Annotated in this window: 16 protein-coding genes; 7 read left to right on the forward strand and 9 right to left on the reverse strand. The window is 70.0% G+C overall.

Annotated elements, in window-relative coordinates; translation table 11 throughout:
• Positions 1-8: 8 nt before the first annotated feature.
• From AC27L4_RS30455 to AC27L4_RS30465, 3 genes are all read right to left on the reverse strand, one after another.
• Positions 9-1,307, reverse strand: a complete 1,299-nt coding sequence (locus tag AC27L4_RS30455) for an LLM class flavin-dependent oxidoreductase (protein WP_487146659.1) — start codon at positions 1,305-1,307, stop codon at positions 9-11.
• Between the two features lie 196 nt (positions 1,308-1,503).
• Positions 1,504-2,490 (reverse strand): ABC transporter substrate-binding protein, encoded by a 987-nt coding sequence (locus AC27L4_RS30460; RefSeq protein WP_487146413.1) that lies wholly within the window; start codon positions 2,488-2,490, stop codon positions 1,504-1,506.
• A 31-nt stretch (positions 2,491-2,521) separates the two neighbouring features.
• A complete protein-coding gene (locus AC27L4_RS30465; RefSeq protein ID WP_487146414.1) occupies positions 2,522-5,293 on the reverse strand; it encodes a bifunctional diguanylate cyclase/phosphodiesterase in 2,772 nt (923 codons plus the stop codon).
• 728 nt (positions 5,294-6,021) lie between these two features.
• On the opposite strand from AC27L4_RS30465, the gene AC27L4_RS30470 reads away from it, so the two are divergent.
• Entirely contained in the window at positions 6,022-6,447 is a 426-nt protein-coding gene (locus AC27L4_RS30470) for a DUF2721 domain-containing protein (protein WP_487146415.1), read from the forward strand.
• 160 nt (positions 6,448-6,607) lie between these two features.
• On the opposite strand, the gene AC27L4_RS30475 is transcribed toward AC27L4_RS30470, so the two are convergent.
• The 4 genes from AC27L4_RS30475 to AC27L4_RS30490 are packed head-to-tail and all read right to left on the reverse strand — an operon-like array spanning position 6,608 to position 10,424.
• On the reverse strand, positions 6,608-7,666 hold the full coding sequence (locus tag AC27L4_RS30475) for a D-TA family PLP-dependent enzyme (RefSeq protein ID WP_487146416.1): 1,059 nt from the start codon (positions 7,664-7,666) through the stop codon (positions 6,608-6,610).
• A gap of 5 nt (positions 7,667-7,671) precedes the next feature.
• On the reverse strand, positions 7,672-8,553 hold the full coding sequence (locus AC27L4_RS30480) for a MurR/RpiR family transcriptional regulator (protein WP_487146417.1): 882 nt from the start codon (positions 8,551-8,553) through the stop codon (positions 7,672-7,674).
• A 7-nt stretch (positions 8,554-8,560) separates the two neighbouring features.
• Positions 8,561-9,628, reverse strand: coding sequence for an ABC transporter ATP-binding protein (locus AC27L4_RS30485; protein WP_487146418.1), 1,068 nt, complete (start codon positions 9,626-9,628; stop codon positions 8,561-8,563).
• A gap of 1 nt (position 9,629) precedes the next feature.
• Complete coding sequence (locus AC27L4_RS30490; RefSeq protein WP_487146420.1) at positions 9,630-10,424, reverse strand: SDR family oxidoreductase; 795 nt, start codon at positions 10,422-10,424, stop codon at positions 9,630-9,632.
• A 285-nt stretch (positions 10,425-10,709) separates the two neighbouring features.
• Here AC27L4_RS30490 and AC27L4_RS30495 point away from each other — a divergent pair, with 285 nt between their 5' ends.
• From AC27L4_RS30495 to AC27L4_RS30510, 4 genes are all read left to right on the forward strand, one after another.
• Positions 10,710-11,945, forward strand: a complete 1,236-nt coding sequence (locus tag AC27L4_RS30495; RefSeq protein ID WP_487146421.1) for an ABC transporter substrate-binding protein — start codon at positions 10,710-10,712, stop codon at positions 11,943-11,945.
• Positions 11,946-12,302: 357 nt separating this feature from the next.
• A complete protein-coding gene (locus AC27L4_RS30500; RefSeq protein WP_487146422.1) occupies positions 12,303-13,172 on the forward strand; it encodes a carbohydrate ABC transporter permease in 870 nt (289 codons plus the stop codon).
• Entirely contained in the window at positions 13,169-14,002 is an 834-nt protein-coding gene (locus AC27L4_RS30505) for a carbohydrate ABC transporter permease (protein WP_487146423.1), read from the forward strand. The genes AC27L4_RS30500 and AC27L4_RS30505 overlap by 4 nt, the downstream gene beginning before the upstream one ends.
• Positions 14,003-14,034: 32 nt before the next feature.
• Positions 14,035-15,510, forward strand: a complete 1,476-nt coding sequence (locus AC27L4_RS30510) for a M81 family metallopeptidase (RefSeq protein ID WP_487146424.1) — start codon at positions 14,035-14,037, stop codon at positions 15,508-15,510.
• 59 nt (positions 15,511-15,569) lie between these two features.
• On the opposite strand, the gene AC27L4_RS30515 is transcribed toward AC27L4_RS30510, so the two are convergent.
• Together AC27L4_RS30515 and AC27L4_RS30520 are read right to left on the reverse strand one after the other, a co-directional pair.
• Positions 15,570-16,682, reverse strand: coding sequence for a peptidase M14 (locus AC27L4_RS30515; RefSeq protein ID WP_487146425.1), 1,113 nt, complete (start codon positions 16,680-16,682; stop codon positions 15,570-15,572).
• A gap of 36 nt (positions 16,683-16,718) precedes the next feature.
• A complete protein-coding gene (locus AC27L4_RS30520) occupies positions 16,719-17,459 on the reverse strand; it encodes a FadR/GntR family transcriptional regulator (protein WP_487146426.1) in 741 nt (246 codons plus the stop codon).
• Positions 17,460-17,747: 288 nt separating this feature from the next.
• On the opposite strand from AC27L4_RS30520, the gene AC27L4_RS30525 reads away from it, so the two are divergent.
• Entirely contained in the window at positions 17,748-18,689 is a 942-nt protein-coding gene (locus AC27L4_RS30525) for a Gfo/Idh/MocA family protein (RefSeq protein ID WP_487146427.1), read from the forward strand.
• A 165-nt stretch (positions 18,690-18,854) separates the two neighbouring features.
• A complete protein-coding gene (locus AC27L4_RS30530) occupies positions 18,855-20,459 on the forward strand; it encodes an ABC transporter substrate-binding protein (protein WP_487146428.1) in 1,605 nt (534 codons plus the stop codon).
• The last annotated feature ends 114 nt before the right edge of the window (positions 20,460-20,573 follow it).

The raw sequence follows: 20,573 nt of genomic DNA on the forward strand, positions 1-20,573 counted from the left end.
GTGCGGCCTCATCCGCCCGCCGGGAAGAACCGGTTCTCCGGCCGGGGCAGGCCGAGATTCTCGCGCAGGGTCGCGCCCTCGTACTCGCGGCGGAACAGGCCGCGGCGCTGCAATTCCGGCACCACCTTGTCGACGAAGTCGTCGAGGCCCTCGGGCAGGTAGGGGAACATGACGTTGAAGCCGTCACTCGCCTCGTTCGCCAGCCATTCCTCCATGGCGTCGGCGATGGTCCGGGGCGTGCCGACGAAGGCGAGGCCGGCATAGCCGCCGAGGCGCTGCGCCAACTGGCGGACGGTCAGGTTCTCGCGCCTGGCCAGGGCGATCACCCGCTCGCGCCCGCTCCTGCTCTGGTTGGTCTCGGGGATCTCCGGCAGCGGCGCATCCGGGTCGAAGCGCGCGGCGTCGTGACCGAGCGCGATCGACAGGGAGGCGAGGGCGCTCTCGTAGTGCACGAGGCCGTCGAGGCGGGCGCGCTTGTCGCGGGCCTCCTCCAGGCTGTCGCCGACGACGACGAAGGCGGCCGGCAGGATCTTGAGATGGTCGGGATCGCGGCCGAGCGCCGCCATCCGGCCCTTGATGTCCCGATAAAGCTCCCGGCCGTCGTCCAGCTGCGAGGGAGCGGCGAACACCACCTCGGCCGTCTCGGCCGCGAGCTGCCGGCCGGCCTCGGACGAGCCCGCCTGCACGATCACCGGCCAGCCCTGGATCGGCCGGGCGATATTGAGCGGGCCGCGGACCGACAGATACGGTCCCTTGTGGCCGAGGACATGCAGCCGGGCCGGGTCGAAGTAGACGCCGCTCGCCACGTCGCGCACGAAGGCGTCGTCGGCCCAGCTGTCCCACAGGCCGGTGACCACGTCGTAGAACTCGCGGGCCCGGCGATAGCGCTCGTCATGCTCCATGTGCTCCTCCATGCCGAAATTCAGCGCGGCATCGGGGTTGGAGGTGGTGACGATGTTCCAGCCGGCCCGGCCGCCGCTGATATGGTCGAGCGAGGCGAAGCGCCGGGCGATGAGATAGGGCTGCTCGAATGTGGTGGATGCGGTGGCGACCAGCCCGAGCCGGCGGGTGACCATCGCCAGCGCCGGCAGCAGCGTCAGCGGGTCGAACGAGGTGACGGTATGGCTGTGCTTGAGCGCCTCGATCGGCATGTTCAGCACGGCCAGGTGATCGGCCATGAAGAAGGCGTCGAACCTGCCCCGCTCCAGCGTCTGCGCGAAGCGCTGGATATGGGCGAGGTTGAAGTTCGCATCGGGGTAAGCGCCGGGATAGCGCCAGGCGCCGGTATGGATGGTGGTCGGCCGCATGAAGGCGCCGAGCCGCAATTGCCGTTTGAGAGCCAAGGAAGCCTCGCTGAACTGTGCCCGCCGGACGGGCCCTGCCGCCGGGCGGCCCGGGAAACGCTCCGGCGATCGGCGGTGAAGGGAGAGATGGCGTGCGGCCCCGCAGGCGGCAAGGACGCGAATGCCGGCATGGTGCGGACCGGCCGTGCCGCCGGCTTCCTCAGAACGCGGCGGCGACGAAGCTGCCGTCGATCATGCCGGCGGCGGAGATGTCGGTGGCGAAGATGCCGGCCTCGCGGGCGGCATCGGCGATGTCGCGGAGAGTGGCGGAGGCGAAGCTGCCGGTCAGCGCGGACTTGTTGTCGGAGAGCGAGTAGAACTTGACGCCGTCGAAGGCCGCGCTCAGTTCCGCCGCGTTGGAGCCGACCGCTTCGGCGATGACGGCGCGGCCCCGGGCGGGGTCGGCGGCGTAGCGGTCCAGCGCTGCGTCCCAGGCCTTGAGCAGCGCGACGACCTGCCCGGGGCGCCGGCGCAGCACGTCCTCGCGCACGATCAGCACGTCGCTGATCAGGCCGGGCTCCGAGCCGGCGGTGAACAGCACCCGCACGTCGCGGCCCTGGGCCCGGACCGCGGCGAGGTAGGGTTCGTAGGTCACGGCCGCCGGGACCCGGCCGGCAATCAGCGCGCCGCCGACATCCGCCGCAGGCATGGGCACGGGCTGGATGTCGGCGATGCTCATGCCGTGCGCCAGGAGGGCGCGGTTGATCAGGATGTCGGAGGTGCTGCCCTGCTCGAAGGCGACCGGCCGGCCACGCAGGTCCTCCACCGAGCGGATGTCGCCGGTGGCGAGCACGGCGTCGGCGGTGGTGCTGACGTCGAGCAGCATGACGATCCGCACCGGCAGGCCCGCGGCGATCATGCCCATCGCCGTGTGGGTGGCGACGTTGGCGCCGTCGAGCTGGCCGCTGGCCAGCGCCGCGTTGATCTCCTTGTCCTGGCCGAAGCCGACGAGATCGACCCCGGTCAGGCCCTGCTTGTCGAACAGGCCGTCGCGGGCGGCAATCGCCCACGGCCCGTAGCCGATCCAGGGCTGGGTCCCGAGCCGGAAGGGACCGGGGTCGGGCGCCTGGGCCGCGGCGTCGTCGGCGCGCGCCGGCGCTGCGGCGAGGAGGGCGGCGGCAAGGACGGCGGCAAGCCATCGGATCATCGAACGGTCTCCACGGCCGAGGCCGGCCTTGTCAGGCGGTTGCAGCCAGCCCCCTCCGCATCAACGCGCCGATCTCGTCGGCCGGCAAGGGGGGGCTGAAGTAATAGCCTTGCACCTCGGTGCAGCCACTGCGGCGGACCGCCTCGAACTGTTCCCGCGACTCCACCCCCTCGGCCGTGGTCACCATGCCGAGCGTCTGGCCGAGGCTGGCGACGGCGGCGATGATGGCGCGGCTGTCGGGCGCCCGGTCGCTCTCGCCGACGAAGGAGCGGTCGATCTTGATCTTGTCGAAGGGGAAGGCGCGCAGATAGCTCAGCGAGGAATAGCCGGTGCCGAAATCGTCCATGGCGATCTTGATGCCGAGGCTGCGCAACTGGTGCAGAGTTATCAGCGTGGCGTCCTGGTCGGCGAGCAGAGCGGATTCCGTGATCTCCAGCTCCAGGCAGGCCGGCGACAGGCCGGAGCCGGCCAGGGCCGACACCACGGTGTGGACCAGAACCGGGCTGCGGAACTGCACCGGCGAGAGGTTCACCGCCACCTTCTTGCCCTTGGGCCAGAGCGCCGCGTCGGCGCAGGCCGTGCGGACGGCCCATTCGCCGAGCGGGATGATGAGGCCGGTCTCCTCGGCCAGCGGGATGAAGTCGGCCGGCGGCACCGTGCCGCGCTGCGGGTGCTTCCAGCGCAGCAGCGCCTCGCAGCCGACGATCTCCAGGCTGCGGGCGTCGATCAGCGGCTGGTAGGAGAGCTGGAACTCCCGCTCGGCGAGGGCGTGCCGCAGGTCGAGCTCCAGCTGGCGGCGGCGCTGCAGCCGCGCATCCATCTCCAGCTCGAAGAAGCGATAGCTGCCGCGCCCGTCGGCCTTGGCGCGATAGAGCGCCATGTCGGCATTCTTGAGCAGGTCGTCGACGTCCGTGCCGTCGTCGGGGGCGAGGGCGATGCCGACGCTGGCGCCGATCACCACCTGATGGCCGGCGAGCTCGAAGGGGCGGCCGAGCTCCTCGATCAGCTGCAGCGCCAGGGTTCCGGCCTGCTCGGGCTGGTCGAGGCCCGGGCGGATGACGACGAACTCGTCGCCGCCCAGGCGCGCCAGCGTGTCGATGTCGCGCAGGCACGAGCCGGTGCGGCGCGTCACCTCCTGCAGCAAAAGGTCGCCGACGGGGTGGCCGAGCGTGTCGTTGACGGCCTTGAACCGGTCGAGGTCGAGGCAGAGCACGGCGAAGCGCTCGCCTTGCTGCAGACGCGCCAGCGCCGCCGTCATCCGCTCGCGCAGGCGCATCCGGTTGGGCAGGCCGGTCAAGGCGTCGTGCGCGGCCATGTGGCGGATGCGCTCCTCGGCGCGGATCGCCTCGGTGACGTCCTGGTGGGTGGCGACATAGCCACCGCTGGCGATCGGCCGGTACATGACCAGCACGGTCCGCCCGTCGGCGAGCGCGGCGCGGATGCTGGAGGCGGCGCCCTGGCCGGCGGCGATGATCTCCCGGTGATAGGCCGGCACGTCCGCCGGGGCGTTGCCGGCACCGATGCGCCAGGCGAAGATCCGGTCGAGCGGCGTGCCCGGCTGGGTCAGGTGGCGCGGCAGGCCGTACATGCTGCGATACTGGTCGTTGCACAGGATCAGGCGCTGCTCGGCATCGAACATGCACAGCCCGTGCGGCATGTTCTGCAGGGCGGCGCCGAAGCGGTCGACCAGCTCGGACACCGGCCGGGCGATCCGCCGCGCCACGACGATGGCGGCCGCGGTCAGGATCGCGGCCGCGACGATGCAGGCGGCGATGATCGACCACATCATGCGGTCGACCGGCTTGAACACTTCCTCCGTCGGCTCGACGGCGACGACGGACCAGTTGAACTCGTCCTGGACGAAGGGCGCGGCGGCGGCGATCATCCGGCCGCGATAGCCGCTGGTATAGGCAAGGCGGACCTCCTCGCCGCCGGCGATCAGCGCCGGGTCGTCGAAGCGGGTGGACAGGACGTCGTGCCCGGAGCCGAAGCGCGAGTCGGAGCGCAGCAGGCCGTCCCGGCCGACGAGCAGCGCCTCGCCGCGCGAGCCGAAGCCCTGTCCCTGCTTGAGGATCCGGTCGATCCCCGCCTCGGGCAGCTGGAAGAGCAGCACGCCGACGAAGCTGGTGACGCTGCCGAGCGTCTGATGGACGGGGGCGGCGACGAAGGCGGCCGGGGTGCGGGCCGGCGGGTAGACGGCGAAGTCGGTGACGATGGTCTCCCTCTCCGGCGCCGTCCTCAGGCGCTCGAACAGGGTGGCGAGCACGGTCGGATGGGGCCCGGGATCGGCGACGTTGGTGCCGAAATCGCTGCGCTTGGCCAGGGTGTAGGCGACGTTGCCGTCACGATCGATGAAGACGATGTCCTGGTAGCCGTGCTTGGCGGCGAAGCTGCTGATCCAGGGGTGCAGCGCGCCATAGGCCGAGCCGTAGAAGTCCGACAGCCCCTTGGCGGCGTCGTTGGACAGGGTGACGTTGCCGGCATATTTGGCCCGCAGGCCCTGGCGCTCGACCGGCGACAGGATCTTGAAGCCGATGGCGACATTGTCCAGCGATCGCACCACGGCAGGATTGTTGGCGGCGGACTGCAGGTCGCTGCGCACGGAATCGAGCAGCGCCGCCAGCTGGTCGCGCTTGGTGGAGGCGACGACGGCCAGGCGGGTGCGGATCAGCCCCTCGGAGGTGACATAGGCGGTGTAGGAAGCCGTCAGCGCTGCGGCAACGGCGATGCTCGCCGCCGTCGCGACGATCAGCAGCGGCAGCTTCACGGTCAAGCCGAAATCACGGAATTTGAAGAACGACAAATTCCCGGTCCATCCCGCACCTTGCGGAACGGTAGTATCCACGCCTTAACTCGAAATGAAACAGGGCTTCCCGGTCTTCCCACCGGCCTCGCGCCCGGCTGGGAGGGGAGCTGGCGATATCCGGCCGGACTCCCCGATCCCGGGCAGAAGCTCCATGGGCGCCGCTGCCGGCCGTCCCGAAGGGGCAGGGCTGTCCCGATGAGGCGCCGCCGCGATCCCGACCAGTCCGATACCGGCCTGCGCAAGTTTTCGTGATGAGCCGCATCCGGGCCGATCGATCGAGGCACTCGATGATGACGGGCGGGGAACCTCCACGCCGTCGGGCGAGCAGGACTTCCGGGCCTCGATGCGATCCAGCCCGGCTCGGGCCTCATGCGGGATTGACGGCAACGGGGCTGCCTGCTCCGATGGCATGCCCGTCCGCCCGGGATCGCCGCCTTTCGAACATGGGGCCATCTTGCGTGGAGGCGACCTCGGTCCGACGGATTCAGCGTACGCTACCGTAAGATACTGGCGATGATGCGCAGGCGCTGGCGATACTTGTCGTGGAAGGAGCCCTGTTCGGATTGCGATGGTCGTGCCGCGGCCGTCCTCGCGCCGGCGACAGGGACACTGCCGAGATGGATGAAAGGACATTGTTTGCAGCTGTCGAATTCCGGCCCGGCCGCCGGCGATCGGGGACCCGATCGCGGTGACGGGGACATTGAATCGCTTCGTGGCTGAATCGCATGCTGCATGATACGCCCGATATCGCTCACCTCACCCAGGTCATCAGCCATGCCACGGCGCCGGCCTTTCTGCTCGGCTCGGTGGCCGGCTACCTCTCGATCCTTATTACCCGCCTGGAGCGGGTGATCGATCGCAGCCGGGAGGCCGAGGCCACCGCCGGACGGTCCGAGGAGGCGGCGGCAATGCTGTCGGCCTTGTTCACGCGTCGAATCGTCCTGCTGAACCATGCGATCTATCTGGCCGTCCTCAGCGCGCTGAGCACCGCCGCCCTGTTGATCGTCGCCTTCGTCTGCGCCTTCTTCGCCGTTCAGCACGAACGGGGCGTCGCTGTTCTCTTCGTGCTCGCGCTGGCGTTGCTGATGGGCTCGCTGACCCAGTTGACGCGGGAGGTGCGCGTGGCCCTCCGGGCGATGCGGCTGAAGTGAACGCCGGCGACGGCAACGAGCGTTCGCGGCCGGTCGCGAACCGGGCCGGCCCGGCATGGTCGGCGGCCTTCTCCTTTCGCGGCCGTTTGGGCGCGTCGCCCATCGGGATCGCGGCGGCGGGCCGTGGCGGCCGGGCGCCTCGACCGGGAACGGCGCCGCTTCAGCCCACCCGGCCGCGCGCGTCGACCTTGACCACCTCGACCACGTCATCGCCGGAGACCAGCGTCACCGTGTCGAACAGATTCGAGACCACGCAGGCATGGTTGGGGACGATGCGCAGGCGCTCGCCGATGGCCGGCTTCACCGGGCAGGCGCTGAGGTCGACGGCGCCGTGCTCCTCGCTCAGCGTGGTGATCACCGCCTCGGGATAGCCCAGGATCAGGCCGTGGCCGGTCATGCCGAGCAGGTCGCTGGTCAGCGCCTTGGAGCCGGCGTCGATGACGGCGCGGGTCTCGGTCGGCCGGCTGACCACGGTGGCCAGCACGGTCAGGGCGCAATCCTCCAGGCTGCCGGCGCCTTTGGCGACCTGGTAGCGGTCGAGATAGATGTAGGTGCCCGGCCGGGACTCGGTGACGGACGCGCCGTCATGGACGTGCCACATGTCCGGCGTGTTGCCGCTGGAGATGACGGCGGGCTTCAGCCCCGCCTCGGCCAGCAGCGCCGCTGCCCCGGCCAGCCAGCCGCCGACCTCCGCCGCCTTGCCGGCGGGCGGGTAGGTCATCAGGCCGCCGAAGCGCAGGCCCGGCGCCGCATCGATCGTCCGCGCCAGCGCCAGCGCGGCCTCCGGCGTCTGCACGCCGCAGCGGCCGGCGCCGGTGTCGCATTCGACCAGCACGGAGAGCGGATGGGCCGGGTCGGTGAAGACCGAGGCCAGGCCGGCCACCGTCACCGCGCTGTCGGCGGTGACCGACAGGCGCACCCGCTGCGCCAGCGCCTCGAGCCGGGCAAGCTTCCGCGCGCCCAGGATGTTGTAGGGCAGGAAGATGTCGGCGATGCCGGCGTCGGCCATCACCTCGGCCTCGCCGATCTTCTGGCAGGTGATGCCGACGGCGCCGAGCTCGACCTGGCGGCGGGCGAAGCGCGCCAGCTTGTGGGTCTTGATATGCGGCCGCAGGGCGAGCTTGTGCGCGTCGGCATAGGCCTGCGCCCGGGCGAGATTGGCTTCGACGCGATCGACGTCGATCAGCACGGCCGGGGTGTCGATGGTGTCGAGGGACATGGCGTTCAGTCTCCGAGCGGCAGGTGCAGGGCGTTGCGCTTGACCAGGCCCTGATGATGCTTGATCCGCCGCATGCGTTCCACCGCCGGGGCGCCGATATGCTCGGCAGTCGTCATGGCCAGCATGTCGGTGAGGGCGAGCAGGGCATAGCGCGCGGGCGAGGGGCGGTAGACATTGGTGCCCTCGTCGATGCGGAACGGCAGCACCAGGCCGGCGGCGGCGGCGAGCGGCGAGCCCGGCGCGGTGACGGCGATGGTGCGGGCGCCGTAGTGGCGGGCGATGGCGACGGCGTCGATCAGCGGGCGGACGTCGCCGGAGACGGAATAGGCGATGATCACCGTGCCGGCGTCGGCGGCCGCGGCGGTCATGCGCTGCATCTCGCCGTCGATGCAGGCCGAGGCCATCAGGCCGAGGCGGAACAGCCGGTTCTCCATCTCGATCGCCGCCAGCGAGGAGGCGCCGCCCGAGCCGTAGGTGCGCACCATGCGGGCGGCGGCCAGGATGCGGCCGGCCTCGGCGAGGTCGCCGGTGTCGACGCCGGCGCACACCATCTCGATCGCCCCGCAGGCGCCGGCGGCGATGGCGGTGGGCACGCGGTTGCCGGTGTCACGCCCCTCGGCCGGCACCGCGAGATAGCGCCCGGCCATGGCCACGGCCTGGGCCAGCCGCACCTTGAAGTCGCGCAGGCCCTCGCAGCCGAGCGCCCGGCAGAAGCGGGTGACCGTCGGCTCGCTGACCTCGGCGCGCTCGGCCAGGCGGGCGATGGCGGCATGGGTGGCGAACTCCGGATCGGCCAGGATCGCCGCGGCCACGCGCTGGTCGGATCGGCTGCCCTGCTCGGCGATCTCGCGCAGGCGCGCGACGATGTCGATGGGCGGCGGCGACATGGCGCTTCTAGAGCCTCGTACCGGTTTCGGCGTCGAACACGTGGACGTGCCGCGGGTCGGCGGCCAGCATCAGCGTGCTGCCCGGGCCGACGGCGAGGCGCTCGCGGAAGACGCAGCGCACCGGCGTGCCGGCGATGGCGCCGAAGAGATGGGTCTCGGCACCGGTCGGCTCGATCACCTCCACCGCGTAGGGAAAGCCCTCCCCGTCGGCGGCCGGGCGGTAGTGCTCGGGACGGATGCCGATCTCCACCGCCTGGCCCGAGCGGGCCGTGGTCTCGCCGACCGGCAGGGCGAAGCCCGCCTCGGTGCGCAGCCGAGGCGCGCCGTCGCCGCGCTCCAGCGTGCCGGGAATGAAGCTCATGGCCGGGGAGCCGAGGAAGCCGGCGACGAAGCGGTTGGCCGGCCGGTCGTAGAGGTCGAGCGGCGAGCCGACCTGCTCGATCCGCCCGCCGTTCATCACCACGATGCGGTCGGCCATGGTCATGGCCTCGATCTGGTCGTGGGTGACGTAGACGATGGTGGTCTTCAGCGCCTGGTGCAGAGCCTTGATCTCTGTGCGCATCTGCACGCGCAGCTTGGCGTCGAGGTTCGACAGCGGCTCGTCGAACAGGAACAGGTCGGGCTCGCGCACGATCGAGCGGCCCATGGCGACGCGCTGGCGCTGGCCGCCGGAGAGCTGGCGCGGCAGGCGGGCGAGATAGTCGCCGAGGTTGAGGGTGGCGGCCGCCTTCTGCACCTTGGCCTCGATCGCCGCCGGCGCCTCGCGCCGGATGCGCGGGCCGAAGCCGACATTGGCACGCACGTCCATGTGCGGGAACAGGGCGTAGCTCTGGAACACCATGGAGATGTTGCGCTGCTGCGGCGGCAGCGTGTTGGCGAGCCGCGAGCCGATCCACATCTGGCCGGAGGAGATGTCGTCGAGCCCGGCGATCATGCGCAGCAGGGTGGACTTGCCGCAGCCGGACGGGCCGACCAGCACGATGAACTCGCCGTCGGCGACCGAGAGGTCGATGCCGTGCAGCACGCGCGCCGTGCCGTAGGCCTTGACCAGGTTGCTGATCTTCAGGGAAGCCATGTCAGCGTCCTCCGGCGATCACGTCGTTGACGAAGCGCAGATTGCCGGCGGTCAGGCCGCCATCCACCGGCAGCACTGCCCCGGTGATGCCGGAGGCGGCGGGCGAGACGAGGAACAGGGCGGTGTTCGCCACCTCGTCGGGCGTCACCATGCGGCCGAGCGGATAATGCGGCAGCACCTGTCCGGCGATCGCGGGGTCGCGCTCGAACCGGTGATCCCAGGCCTGGGTCCGCACCGAGCCGGGGCAGATGACATTGCAGCGCACGCCGGCGGCGCCGCGCTCCATGGCGATCGCCCGGGCATAGGCGATCAGGCCGGCCTTGGCGGCGGAATAGGCGGGATTGCCGTAATGGGCCAGGCCGTTGACCGAGGCGATGAACAGGACGGTGCCGCGCCCGCGCCGGGCCATGGCCTCGACCAGCGGCGCGACGAAGTTGAAGGCGCCGGTGAGGTTGATTGCAAGCTCGCTGTCCCACACCGCGCTGTCGACCTGGTCCAGGGTTTCGGCGCGGGTATAGCCGGCATTGCTGACCAGGATGTCGGGCGCGCCGCGCCCGGCGAGCAGCCGCTCCGCGGCGGCGGCCGCCGCCCTGGCGTCGGCGAGGTCGAAGATATGGCGCTCGGCAAGGCCGAGGCCGTCGAGCAGGCCGGCTTCGCGGTCGGCGCCCGACACGGTCGCGCCGGCGGCGCGGAAGGCGGCGGCCATGGCGCGGCCGAGACCGCCGCCGGCGCCGGTGACCAGCACGCTCTGCCCGTCGAGACGGAAGGGGGAGGAACGGTCCGGGGCTGCCGTCATCGGGGATCCGCGGGAGGGTGGCGCTGGGGACAAGCGTGGAGTGAAGGACCGTTTGTGAAAAAAAGCAACATGAGATCGGACAGGATTGGCAGAAATTTCTCGCTTGCAAGAAATTAAATTACATAGAACAGTGTCCTACCTCCCGCCTGCCGGCCTAGCGCCCGGGGCAGGGGCCATGTGCCGGGAACCCGGTGCGCCGTGCCTCCGGCCCGTCCGGAAGGCCGGGGCCGGACCTTGAAAAACCGTTCCCGTCCGTCGCCATCGCAAACAGAAGGGCTGCTTCACATGATGTTCGGACGAAACCTCCTTCTCCTGGCCGGGGCGAGCTTGCTGGCGCTCGGCACCGCGGCCGAGGCCGGCACGGTGCGCGTCACCATCGCCGAATATTCCAAGGGCACCGGCCCTTATTTCGAAAGGGCGGCCAAGGCCTTCGAGGCGGCCAACCCCGGCACCAAGATCCAGATCGAGGTGGTGCCGTGGGACAACCTGCAGCAGAAGCTGACCACCGACATCTCCGCCGGCGCCAATGCGGACCTGTCGATCATCGGCACGCGCTGGCTGCTCGACTATGTCAGCCAGGGCATCGTCGCTCCGCTCGACAGCTACGTCACGCCCGAGTTCAAGGCGCGCTTCATCGATACCTTCCTGTCGCCCTCGGTGATGGACGGCAAGGTCTACGGCCTGCCGATCGCGGCCTCGGCCCGCGCCATGTACTACAACAAGGACATCTTCGCGAAGGCCGGCGTCACCGAGCCGCCCAAGACCTGGGCCGACCTGAAGGCCGCGGCCGAGAAGATCAAGGCGCTCGGCGGCGAGACCTATGGTTTCGGCCTGCAGGGCAAGGAGATCGAGACGGACGTCTACTATTACTATGGGATGTGGTCCTATGGCGGCGAGATCGTCAAGGACGGCAAGTCGGGCCTCTCCAGCCCGGCGGCGCTGGATGCGGCCAAGCTCTACAAGAGCTTCATCGACGAGGGCCTGACCCAGCCGGGCGTCACCTCCTATGCGCGCGAGGACGTGCAGAACCTGTTCAAGCAGGGCAAGGTCGCCACGGTGATCACCGCGCCGTTCCTGTCCGGCCAGATCAAGAAGGAGGCGCCCAAGCTCAATTACGGCGTCGCCCCGATCCCGGCCGGGCCGAACGGCGACCAGGGCACCTATGGCGTGACCGACTCGATCGTGCTGTTCGAGAACTCCAAGGTGAAGGACGAGGCCTGGAAGTTCCTCGACTTCCTGTTCACCACCGAGGAGCGCACCGCCTTCGACAAGGTCGAGGGCTTCCTGCCGGTCAACGCCAAGGAAGCGGCCGACCCGATGTTCGCCGACGATCCGGACCTGAAGGTGTTCGCCTCGCTGCTGCCCAAGGCGCGCTTCGCCCCGGTGATCCCGGGCTGGGAGGAGATCGCGCAGGAGACGTCCAACGCCCTGCAGAAGATCTATCTCGGCAAGCCTGCCGACATCGAGCCGGTGTTGAAGGAGGCGGCCGCCAAGGCCGACGCCGTGCTGGCGAAGAAGTAGAGGCGGGGCGGCTAGGCCGGCGCGACCCAAGACCCCCCTTTCCCGGCCGGCTAAAATGGGCGCGCAAGTCGTTCATGAGGCTTCAGGCGGGGCGTCGGCCAATCCCCTCTCCCTTGCGGGGAGGGATAAGGGGTCGGGGTCCTTTAGGAAAGGGCGTGCTTTGTTCTCGACGACCCCCACCCTTTATCCCTCCCCGCAAGGGGGAGGGAAGACGCAAGCGTCCTGCCTCAGTTTGTCTCCACCCGTCTCGCCCGATCCTCAGGATATGTGCCGACACCAGTCCGGCCGGGAGAGGGGTGTGCCGAGCGAGGCCGCTCGCGATCATCGTTCCACGATCACTCCTTGCTCCGAGCCGCCATGGGACGCACCCCGGCCCCCTATGTCCTGATCCTGCCGAGCTTCCTGCTCGCGGTGCTGGTCATCGTCATGCCGCTCTACGAGATCGGCGCGCTGGCGGTGCATGACGTCAACCGCTTCGGCATCATGCGCGGCTTCATCGGCCTCGACCATTTCCGCACCGTCTTCGCCGACCCCGACTTCATCGCCGCCCTCTGGCGCACGCTGGTCTGGACCGCGGCGGTGGTGCTGGGCACGCTGGTCGTCTCGGTGCCGATCGCGCTGATCCTCAACGAGGATTTCTACGGCCGCGGCCTTGCCCGCATCATCATCATGCTGCCCTGGGCGGTGTCGCTGACCATGACGGCGATCGTCTGGCGCTGGGCCCTGAACGGGGAGAGCGGCATGCTCAATTCGGGCCTGCGCGGGCTCGGCCTGATGGACACCAACATCCAGTGGCTGGCCGAGGCGACGACGGCCTTCCCCATGCAGATCCTGATCGGCATCCTGGTCTCGGTGCCGTTCACGGTGACGATCTTCCTCGGCGGCCTGTCCTCGGTGCCGGACGACCTCTACGACGCCGCGGCGATCGAGGGCGCCGGGCGCTGGGACCAGTTCCGCCTGATCACGCTGCCGCTGCTGCGCCCCTTCGTCAACATCGCCTTCGTGCTCAACACCATCTACGTCTTCAACTCCTTCCCGATCATCTGGGCGACGACGCAGGGCGGGCCGGCCAACTCCACCGACATCCTCGTCACCTATCTCTACAAGCTCGGCTTCCGGCTGGGGCGGCTGGGCGAGGCGGCGGCGGTGTCGCTGATCATGTTCGCCATCCTGCTGGTCTTCACCCTGATCTATGTCCGGCTGGCCATGCGGGAGGAGAAGGCATGACGACCCGTGGCAGGAAGCTCGTGCGCTCGCTGGTCTTCTGGGTCCTGCTCTCGCCGGTGGTGGTCGTGGTGCTGTTCCCCTTCGCGGTGATGCTGATCACGGCGCTGAAGCCGGCCACCGAAGTGCACGATCCGACCTGGTGGCCGAGCGAGATCGCCTGGAGCAATTTTCCGGAGATGTGGGTCTCCTCCGGCTTCGGCCCGGCGCTCGCCAACTCGCTCTACGTCTCGGTGCTGACCACGCTGGTCACCATCGCCGTGTCGATCCCGGCCGCCTATGCGCTCAGCCGCTACGAGTTCGCCGGACGCGGCGCCTTTCGCCAGTTCCTGCTGGTCTCGCAGATGCTGTCGCCGATCGTGCTGGTGATCGGCCTGTTCCGGCTGGTCGTCGGCGTCGGGCTGATCGACAGCCTCAACGTTCTCACCCTGGTCTATGTCGCCTTCAACATCGCCTTCTGCGTCTGGATGCTGCAGAGCTATTTCACCACCATCCCGCGCGACCTGGAGGAGGCGGCCTGGATGGAGGGGGCCGGGCGCTGGCGCACGCTGATCGTCGTCTTCCTGCCGCTCGCCGTGCCGGCCATGGTGGTGACGGCGATCTTCACCTTCATCAATGCCTGGAACGAGTTCGTCATCGCCCTGACCATGCTGCGCACCCAGGGCAGCTACACCCTGCCGATCCAGGTGTTCTCGCTGGTGGCGGGGCGCTACACCGTGGAGTGGCACTACGTGATGGCGGCGGCCGTGCTCGCCTCCGTGCCGGTGGCGGTGATCTTCGCCTGGCTGCAGCGCTATCTCGTGCGCGGGCTGGCGCTCGGCGCGGTCAAGTGACGGCCGGCCCGGCCGACAGGAAAGGTCTCGCCATGCGCATCTTCACCGCCTCGCTCGCCACCGAGACCAACACCTTCTCGCCGGTCCCGACCGACCGGGCGAGCTTCGAGGCGGCGTTCTATGCCGGGCCGGGCGAGCATCCCGACACGCCGACCCTGTGCTCGGCGCCGGTCGTGGTGCTCCGCCGCCGGGCGCACGAGGAGGGCTTCACCCTGATCGAGGGCACGGCCACCTGGGCCGAGCCCGGCGGGCTGCTGCAGCGGCAGGCCTACGAGGCGCTGCGCGACGAGATCCTCGAGCAACTCCGCGCGGCCCTGCCGGTCGACGCGGTCATCCTCGGCCTGCACGGGGCGATGGTGGCGCAAGGCTATGACGATTGCGAGGGCGACCTCCTGGAGCGCGTGCGCGCCATCGTCGGGCCGGATGTGCTGGTTGCCGCGGAGCTCGACCCGCACAGCCACCTGACGGCGCGGCGCGTCGCCAACGCCGACATCCTCGCCGCCTTCCTGGAATTCCCGCACACCGATTTCGTCGAGCGGGCCGAGCACGTGGTCGACCTCGCCCTGCGCACGCTCAGGGGCGAGATCCGGCCGGTGATCTCGACCTTCGACTGCCGGATGATCGACGTCTTCCCGACCAGCCGCGAGCCGATGCGCGGCTTCGTCGACCGGATGAAGGCGCTGCAGGGCCGGGACGGCATCCTGTCGGTGTCGCTGATCCACGGCTTCATGGCCGGCGACGTGCCCGAGCTCGGCACGCAGATGCTGGTGGTCAGCGACGGCGACCCGGCGGCCGGGGCGGCGCTGGCGCGCCGGCTCGGCCTGGAACTCTTCGCCCTGCGCGGGCGGACCTCGATGCCGATGCTCGGCATCGATGCCGGGCTCGATCGGGCCGTGGCCGTCGCGGCGGGCCGGCCCGGCAAGCCCGTGGTGGTGGCCGACGTCTGGGACAATCCGGGCGGAGGCGTCGCCGGCGACGGCACGCTGATCCTGCGCCGCATCCTCGAACGGGGCATCGGCAATGTCGCGGTGGCGACGATCTGGGATCCGGTCGCCGTCACCTTCTGCCTGGCGGCGGGGGAGGGTGCGCGCCTGCAGCTGCGCTTCGGCGGCAAGGCCGGGCCGGACGGCGGCGCGCCGGTCGACGCGCTGGTCGACGTCGTGCGGGCGGTGCCCGAAGGCTGGCAGAGCTTCGGCGCCAGCCGGGTGACGCTGGGGGCCAGCGCCGTGGTGCGGCTGGTCGGGCACGACGTCGCGGTGATCCTCAACACCAACCGCACCCAGACCTTCGAGCCGGACATCTTCTCCAATCTCGGCATCGATTTCGCCGCCAGGGATATCCTGCTGATCAAGTCGACCAACCATTTCTACGCCGGCTTCGCGCCGATCGCCGCCGAGGTGGTCTATATCGATGCCGGCGCGCCCTATCCCTCGAACCCGCGGGTGACGGACTACAAAAAGCTCGCGCGCGAGATCTGGCCGCGGGTCGAGAACCCGCACGGGCCGTGAGGAAGAGCGCCGCAAACACGGGGGGCAACCGGGCCCGAAACCATATCTGATCACACGCCCTAGCTTTCGAGCGCTCCCTCCTTGTGCGAGGCGCTCGGCCGTCGGCCGACCAGCTTCACGACATCGTCGCCGGCGCGAAGTCCGCGCTGAACGCGACGCGTGAGGATGTATCCTGCCTGCGGCGCCGTTATGGTGACGGTTCCATCGTCCTCGCCCGGATCCCGGACGATCGTCGCCAGCGGCGCGCCTTCCTCGACCCGGTCGCCCGGCTTGACGTGGTAGAGAACCGCTCCGGCCCTCGGTGCTCGAACCATCTCGATCCATTCGTTGGGGGCGACGATGCCGGTGAAGGCGCCGACCGGCTCGGGCGCATCGTCTTCGATCACGCCCCGCCGGACGAGCAGCCGGTACAGGCCCGCCGCGTCGGATCGCGCCAGGCCCTCGTCGACATCGGCCATGCCGCGATATTCGACCGTGGCGACCACGCGCGTGTCGAGTCTGGCGACGTCCGGCGGCGCGGACAGATAGGGATGCAAGACCGCTTCGTAGAACGTCGCGTCGGAGCTGCCCTCCCACAGCACGACCGCCGCCATGTTCATCGCCGCTGCACAATCGGCCATCGCGGGCCAGAGGGCCTTCGGCACATAGAGAAACGGGACCCCTTCGTCGTCGCAATGCAGATCGAGGACAATATCGTGCCCTTTGGACAATTCGAGCAAACGGCATTTCAGGCGCTGATCGGCGGTGAGGCGTTGATCGGTGCTCGATGGCGGCATCTCCCCGGGGGTCGCCAGCAGCGGGAATTCGCGATTGAAGTTGGTGCGGTTGTCGAGCTTGAAGCGCCCCTGGGGATAGCCGAACAGATATTGCGCGCGGCCGATCGGATTGGCCGACGGCACCACGGTCATCCGTCCACGCAGGCGGCCCTCGTCCTCGGCTCTCCGGAGCATCGGCATCAAGGCATGAATTGCCACCACGCCCGGCAGTTCGTCGCCATGCAGGGCCGCCTGAACGTAGGCGGACGGCCCGTCCGCCGGGCCGTCGAAATGATAGGCGGAAAAGGAATAGCTGGCGCCGGCCGTATCGCCTTCAATGGTCTCTATCGTCCTGCGCACGGCGTCCGCCCCTCGTTTCGATCGCGCCTCCGCCGCCGGGCGAATGCTCGGCGCCATCGGCCGGCGCAGGCCGTCCTCTCCCGATCATCGATCTCAGGCGGGCTTGCCGCCCTTTCGGGTCGCGGTCACCGCCGCGGCGGCATCGCGCTCCGAGCGGTCGAGCAGGGCGATCATCGCCTGGCGGGCGGCCTCGGCGTCGCGGGCCAGGATCGGCTCGGCCACGGCGCGGTGCAGCGGCACGACATGGTCCTGCGTCATCATGTTGGCGCGCGACACCTTGAAGGAGACGGAGAGCGAGGCCTCGATCGCCGGCGCGAAGGAGGCGAGCAGCTCGTTGCCGGAGGCGAGCAGGATGGCGCGATGGAAGGCGAGGTCGGCCAGGATCGAGGCCTGGACGTCGCCGGCCGCCTCCATGTCGCGGAAGGCGTCGGCGATCGCCTTGCGCGCCTCCTCGCTCGCCCGTTCCGCGGCGAAGGCGGCGATCTGCGGCTCGATCATCCGGCGCAGCTCGAACAGGTCGCGCACGAAGCTGGCGGAAGGGCCGTCGAAGGCCTGCCAGACCAGCACGTCCGGGTCGAGCCGGTTCCAGTTGGAGCGCGGCTGCACCACGGTGCCGCGCCGCGGGGTCGAGCGGATCAGCCCCTTGCCGGCGAGCAGCTTGATCGCCTCGCGCAGCGAGGCCCGCGAGACGCTGAGCTCGCGCGACAGATCCGCCTCGGTCGGCAGGGTGGTGCCGGTCGGCCATTCTCCGGAAAGGATGCGTTCGCCGATGCGAGCAGCCGCCTGGCTGTGCAGCGTGCGGCCACCGCCGGCCCCGTCAGGGCTTCGTGCCATCCCAGTTCTCCCCCGCAACGTCCCATCGTCTTGTCCGGGCGGGTGCGGTGCGAATGCCGGATCCACCATTCGGTGGATTTGTCAGACAAATATTCCGATTTGTCAACCGTATCCGCGAGCTCCGCGCCGTCCTGCTCCGGTTTTAGGAGGGGATGGCGGATTTTGCCATAGGACGCCGGGCAGGTCACAGGCCGGCGGCGGCTGGCCTCGCCTGCCAAATCGTGGCATAGCCGGCCGACCCGTGGCGCTCGGCCGAGCGCCGCTGGCGAGCGTGAGGACATATCGACCATGGCTCCCTATCGCGTCGGCATTGTCGGTCTCGGCAAGATCGCGCATGACCAGCACCTGCCCGTCATCGCGGCAAGCGGGGCGTTCGAGCTCGCCGCCGTCGTCAGCCAGCGCGGCGTCGCCGTGCCGGGCGTGCCGACCTTCCGGACGCTGGAGGAGATGGCGGCGGCCGTGCCCGGCATCGACGCCGTCTCGATCTGCACGCCGCCCGACGCCCGCACGCATATCGCCCTGCAGGCGCTCGCCGCCGGCAAGCACGTGCTCCTGGAAAAGCCGCCGGCGACGACGCTGAGCGAGCTCGCAGCCGTCGTCGCGGCCGCGGCCCGGCATGATCGCAGCCTGTTCGCCACCTGGCATTCGCGCTTCAACCCGGCGGTGGTCGAGGCGCGCCGGCTGCTGGCGGGACGCGTCGTGCGGCGGCTCGACGTGCAGTGGAAGGAAGACGTGCGGCACTGGCATCCCGGCCAGGACTGGGTCTGGCAGGCCGGCGGCTTCGGCGTGTTCGACCCGGGCATCAACGCCCTGTCGATCGTCACCGAGATCCTGCCCGGACCGATTTCGATCGCCCGGGCCGACCTCGTGTTCCCCGACAACAGCGACACGCCGATCGCCGCCACGTTGGCGTTCGCGGCGGCGCAGGGGCCGGACGATGCGAGCCTGACGGCCGCCTTCGACTGGCGCCAGGAGGGCGAGCAGACTTGGACCATCGAGGTCGAGACCGCCGACGGCCTGGCGCTGCGCCTGACCGAGGGCGGCACGCGACTGGCGGTCGACGGTCAGCCCGCCGTCGGCGCGCCGTCGCAGGAATATGAGCGCATCTATGAGCGCTGGGCCGAGCTCATCGCCGCCGGCGGCTCGGACGTGGACGAGGCGCCGCTGCGCCTGGTCGCCGACGCCTTCCTGCTCGGCCGCCGGCACATGACGGACGCCTTCCACTGGTGAGGCCCGGGCCTCTCCCGAAGCCATGGGATTTCGCTCCCGAGCGCGCTGGACTTTGCCGACGGCCGGGATTTATCGTGCCGGCGCTTCGCCCGAAGCCGTCCCGCCGTGGCCTCGAGGCCCGATAGCCCGGCGGGCACTGCCGATCTTCCGTCCGGGAGCCGAGCCATGACGCCGATCACCCGCCGCTTCGTCCTTGCCGGGTCCGCCGGCGCCGCCGCGCTGCTGGTCCTGCCGCGGCCCGGGCGGGCTGGCGAGGCGGTGCGGGGCGGGCGTCTCGTCGTCGCCGCGGACAGCGAGCCGCCGAACCTCAACCCCGCCATCATCGCCTCGAACGGCGTGTTCTTCGTCGCGAGCAAGGTGGTCGAGGCCCTGGCCGAGCAATCCTATGACGGCAAGGACGGGCTCTCGCCACGCCTCGCCACGGCCTGGGAGGGCTCGCCCGACGGCAAGTCCGTCACCTTCCGCCTGCGCGAGGGCGTGACCTGGCATGACGGCAAGCCCTTCACCTCAGCCGACGTCGCCTTCTCCGCCCTGGAGGTCTGGCGCAAGCTGCAGAACCTCGGCCGCGTCGTGTTCAAGGCGCTGGAGGCCGTCGACACGCCCGACGCGCGCACCGCCGTGCTGCGCTTTTCCACGCCGACGCCGTTCCAACTGATCCGCAACGCCCTGCCGGTGGTCACCTCGGTCGTGCCCAAGCACGTCTACGAGGGCGGCGACATCGCCAGGAACCCGGCCAACCAGGCCCTGATCGGCACCGGCCCGTTCAAGCTCGCCGAGCACCGGCCGGGCGAATACTACCTGCTCAAGCGCAACGACGCCTATTGGGACAAGGGCGCGCCGCTGCTCGACGAGATCGTCTTCCAGGTGCTGCCCGACCGGGCCTCGGCCGCCGCGGCGCTGGAGGCCGAGCAGATCCAGCTCGCGGCCTTCTCCGCCGTGCCCCTGGCCGACCTCGGCCGCATCGCCAAGGTGCCGGGCCTCAAGGTCTACACCAACGGCTATGAGGGGCTGACCTACCAGCTGATCGTCGAGATCAACCACCGCCGCAAGGAGCTGGCGGATCTCAGGGTGCGGCAGGCTCTCGCCCACGCCATCGACCGCGACTTCGTGGTCAAGACCATCTTCCTGGGCTATGCCAAGCCCTCGAACGGTCCGGTGCCGGCCTCGGACGGGACATTCCACGATCCCGGCGCGACGCTGCCGGCCTTCGACCCCGCCAGGGCCGAGGCGCTGCTGGACGAGGCCGGCTACAAGCGCGGCGCCGACGGCGTGCGCTTCCGGCTGAAGCTGCTGCCGGCGCCGTTCTTCAACGAGACCAAGCAGTTCGGCGACTATCTGCGCCAGGCCTGCGCCAAGATCGGCATCGATGCCGAGATCGTCGCCAACGATACGCCGGCGCATCTCAAGGCGGTCTACACCGACCATGCCTTCGACATCGCCGTGGCGACGCCGGTCTACCGCCAGGACCCGGCGATCTCCACCACCATCCTGTTCCAGAGCGGCCTGCCCGCCGGGGTGCCGTTTTCCAACCAGTACGGCTATGCCAATGCCGAGATCGACCGCCTGATCCAGGAGGCGGCCTCGACGCTGGACGATGCCCGGCGCATCGCCCTCTACAAGGCGCTGCAGCAGGCGGTGACCAAGGACCTGCCCCTGATCAACGTCGCCGAGTTCAGCTTCATCACCGTGGCGCGCGACGAGGTGCAGAACGTCTCCGACAACCCGCGCTGGGCGGTGTCGAACTGGGCCGACACCTGGATGCGGCAATAGCCGTCCTCCGCTCCGTCGCCGGGCGCTCCGGGGGCGGGGCATCGACAGAGGAGGGCGCGCCATCCCGGCCGATCCGGAGCTCTTCATCCCCTCCGCCGGAACGCGGCGAGCGGC

The organism is Labrys sp. Lb11, from assembly GCF_057554225.1.

Coding starts and splice junctions, on each gene's coding strand:
- AC27L4_RS30455 (WP_487146659.1), bottom strand. CDS start 1,307: ATGCGGCCGACCACCATCCATACCGGCGCCTGGCGCTATCCCGGCGCT.
- AC27L4_RS30460 (WP_487146413.1), bottom strand. CDS start 2,490: ATGATCCGATGGCTTGCCGCCGTCCTTGCCGCCGCCCTCCTCGCCGCA.
- AC27L4_RS30470 (WP_487146415.1), top strand. CDS start 6,022: ATGCTGCATGATACGCCCGATATCGCTCACCTCACCCAGGTCATCAGC.
- AC27L4_RS30475 (WP_487146416.1), bottom strand. CDS start 7,666: ATGTCCCTCGACACCATCGACACCCCGGCCGTGCTGATCGACGTCGAT.
- AC27L4_RS30480 (WP_487146417.1), bottom strand. CDS start 8,553: ATGTCGCCGCCGCCCATCGACATCGTCGCGCGCCTGCGCGAGATCGCC.
- AC27L4_RS30485 (WP_487146418.1), bottom strand. CDS start 9,628: ATGGCTTCCCTGAAGATCAGCAACCTGGTCAAGGCCTACGGCACGGCG.
- AC27L4_RS30490 (WP_487146420.1), bottom strand. CDS start 10,424: ATGACGGCAGCCCCGGACCGTTCCTCCCCCTTCCGTCTCGACGGGCAG.
- AC27L4_RS30495 (WP_487146421.1), top strand. CDS start 10,710: ATGATGTTCGGACGAAACCTCCTTCTCCTGGCCGGGGCGAGCTTGCTG.
- AC27L4_RS30500 (WP_487146422.1), top strand. CDS start 12,303: ATGGGACGCACCCCGGCCCCCTATGTCCTGATCCTGCCGAGCTTCCTG.
- AC27L4_RS30505 (WP_487146423.1), top strand. CDS start 13,169: ATGACGACCCGTGGCAGGAAGCTCGTGCGCTCGCTGGTCTTCTGGGTC.
- AC27L4_RS30510 (WP_487146424.1), top strand. CDS start 14,035: ATGCGCATCTTCACCGCCTCGCTCGCCACCGAGACCAACACCTTCTCG.
- AC27L4_RS30515 (WP_487146425.1), bottom strand. CDS start 16,682: ATGGCGCCGAGCATTCGCCCGGCGGCGGAGGCGCGATCGAAACGAGGG.
- AC27L4_RS30520 (WP_487146426.1), bottom strand. CDS start 17,459: ATGGCACGAAGCCCTGACGGGGCCGGCGGTGGCCGCACGCTGCACAGC.
- AC27L4_RS30525 (WP_487146427.1), top strand. CDS start 17,748: ATGGCTCCCTATCGCGTCGGCATTGTCGGTCTCGGCAAGATCGCGCAT.
- AC27L4_RS30530 (WP_487146428.1), top strand. CDS start 18,855: ATGACGCCGATCACCCGCCGCTTCGTCCTTGCCGGGTCCGCCGGCGCC.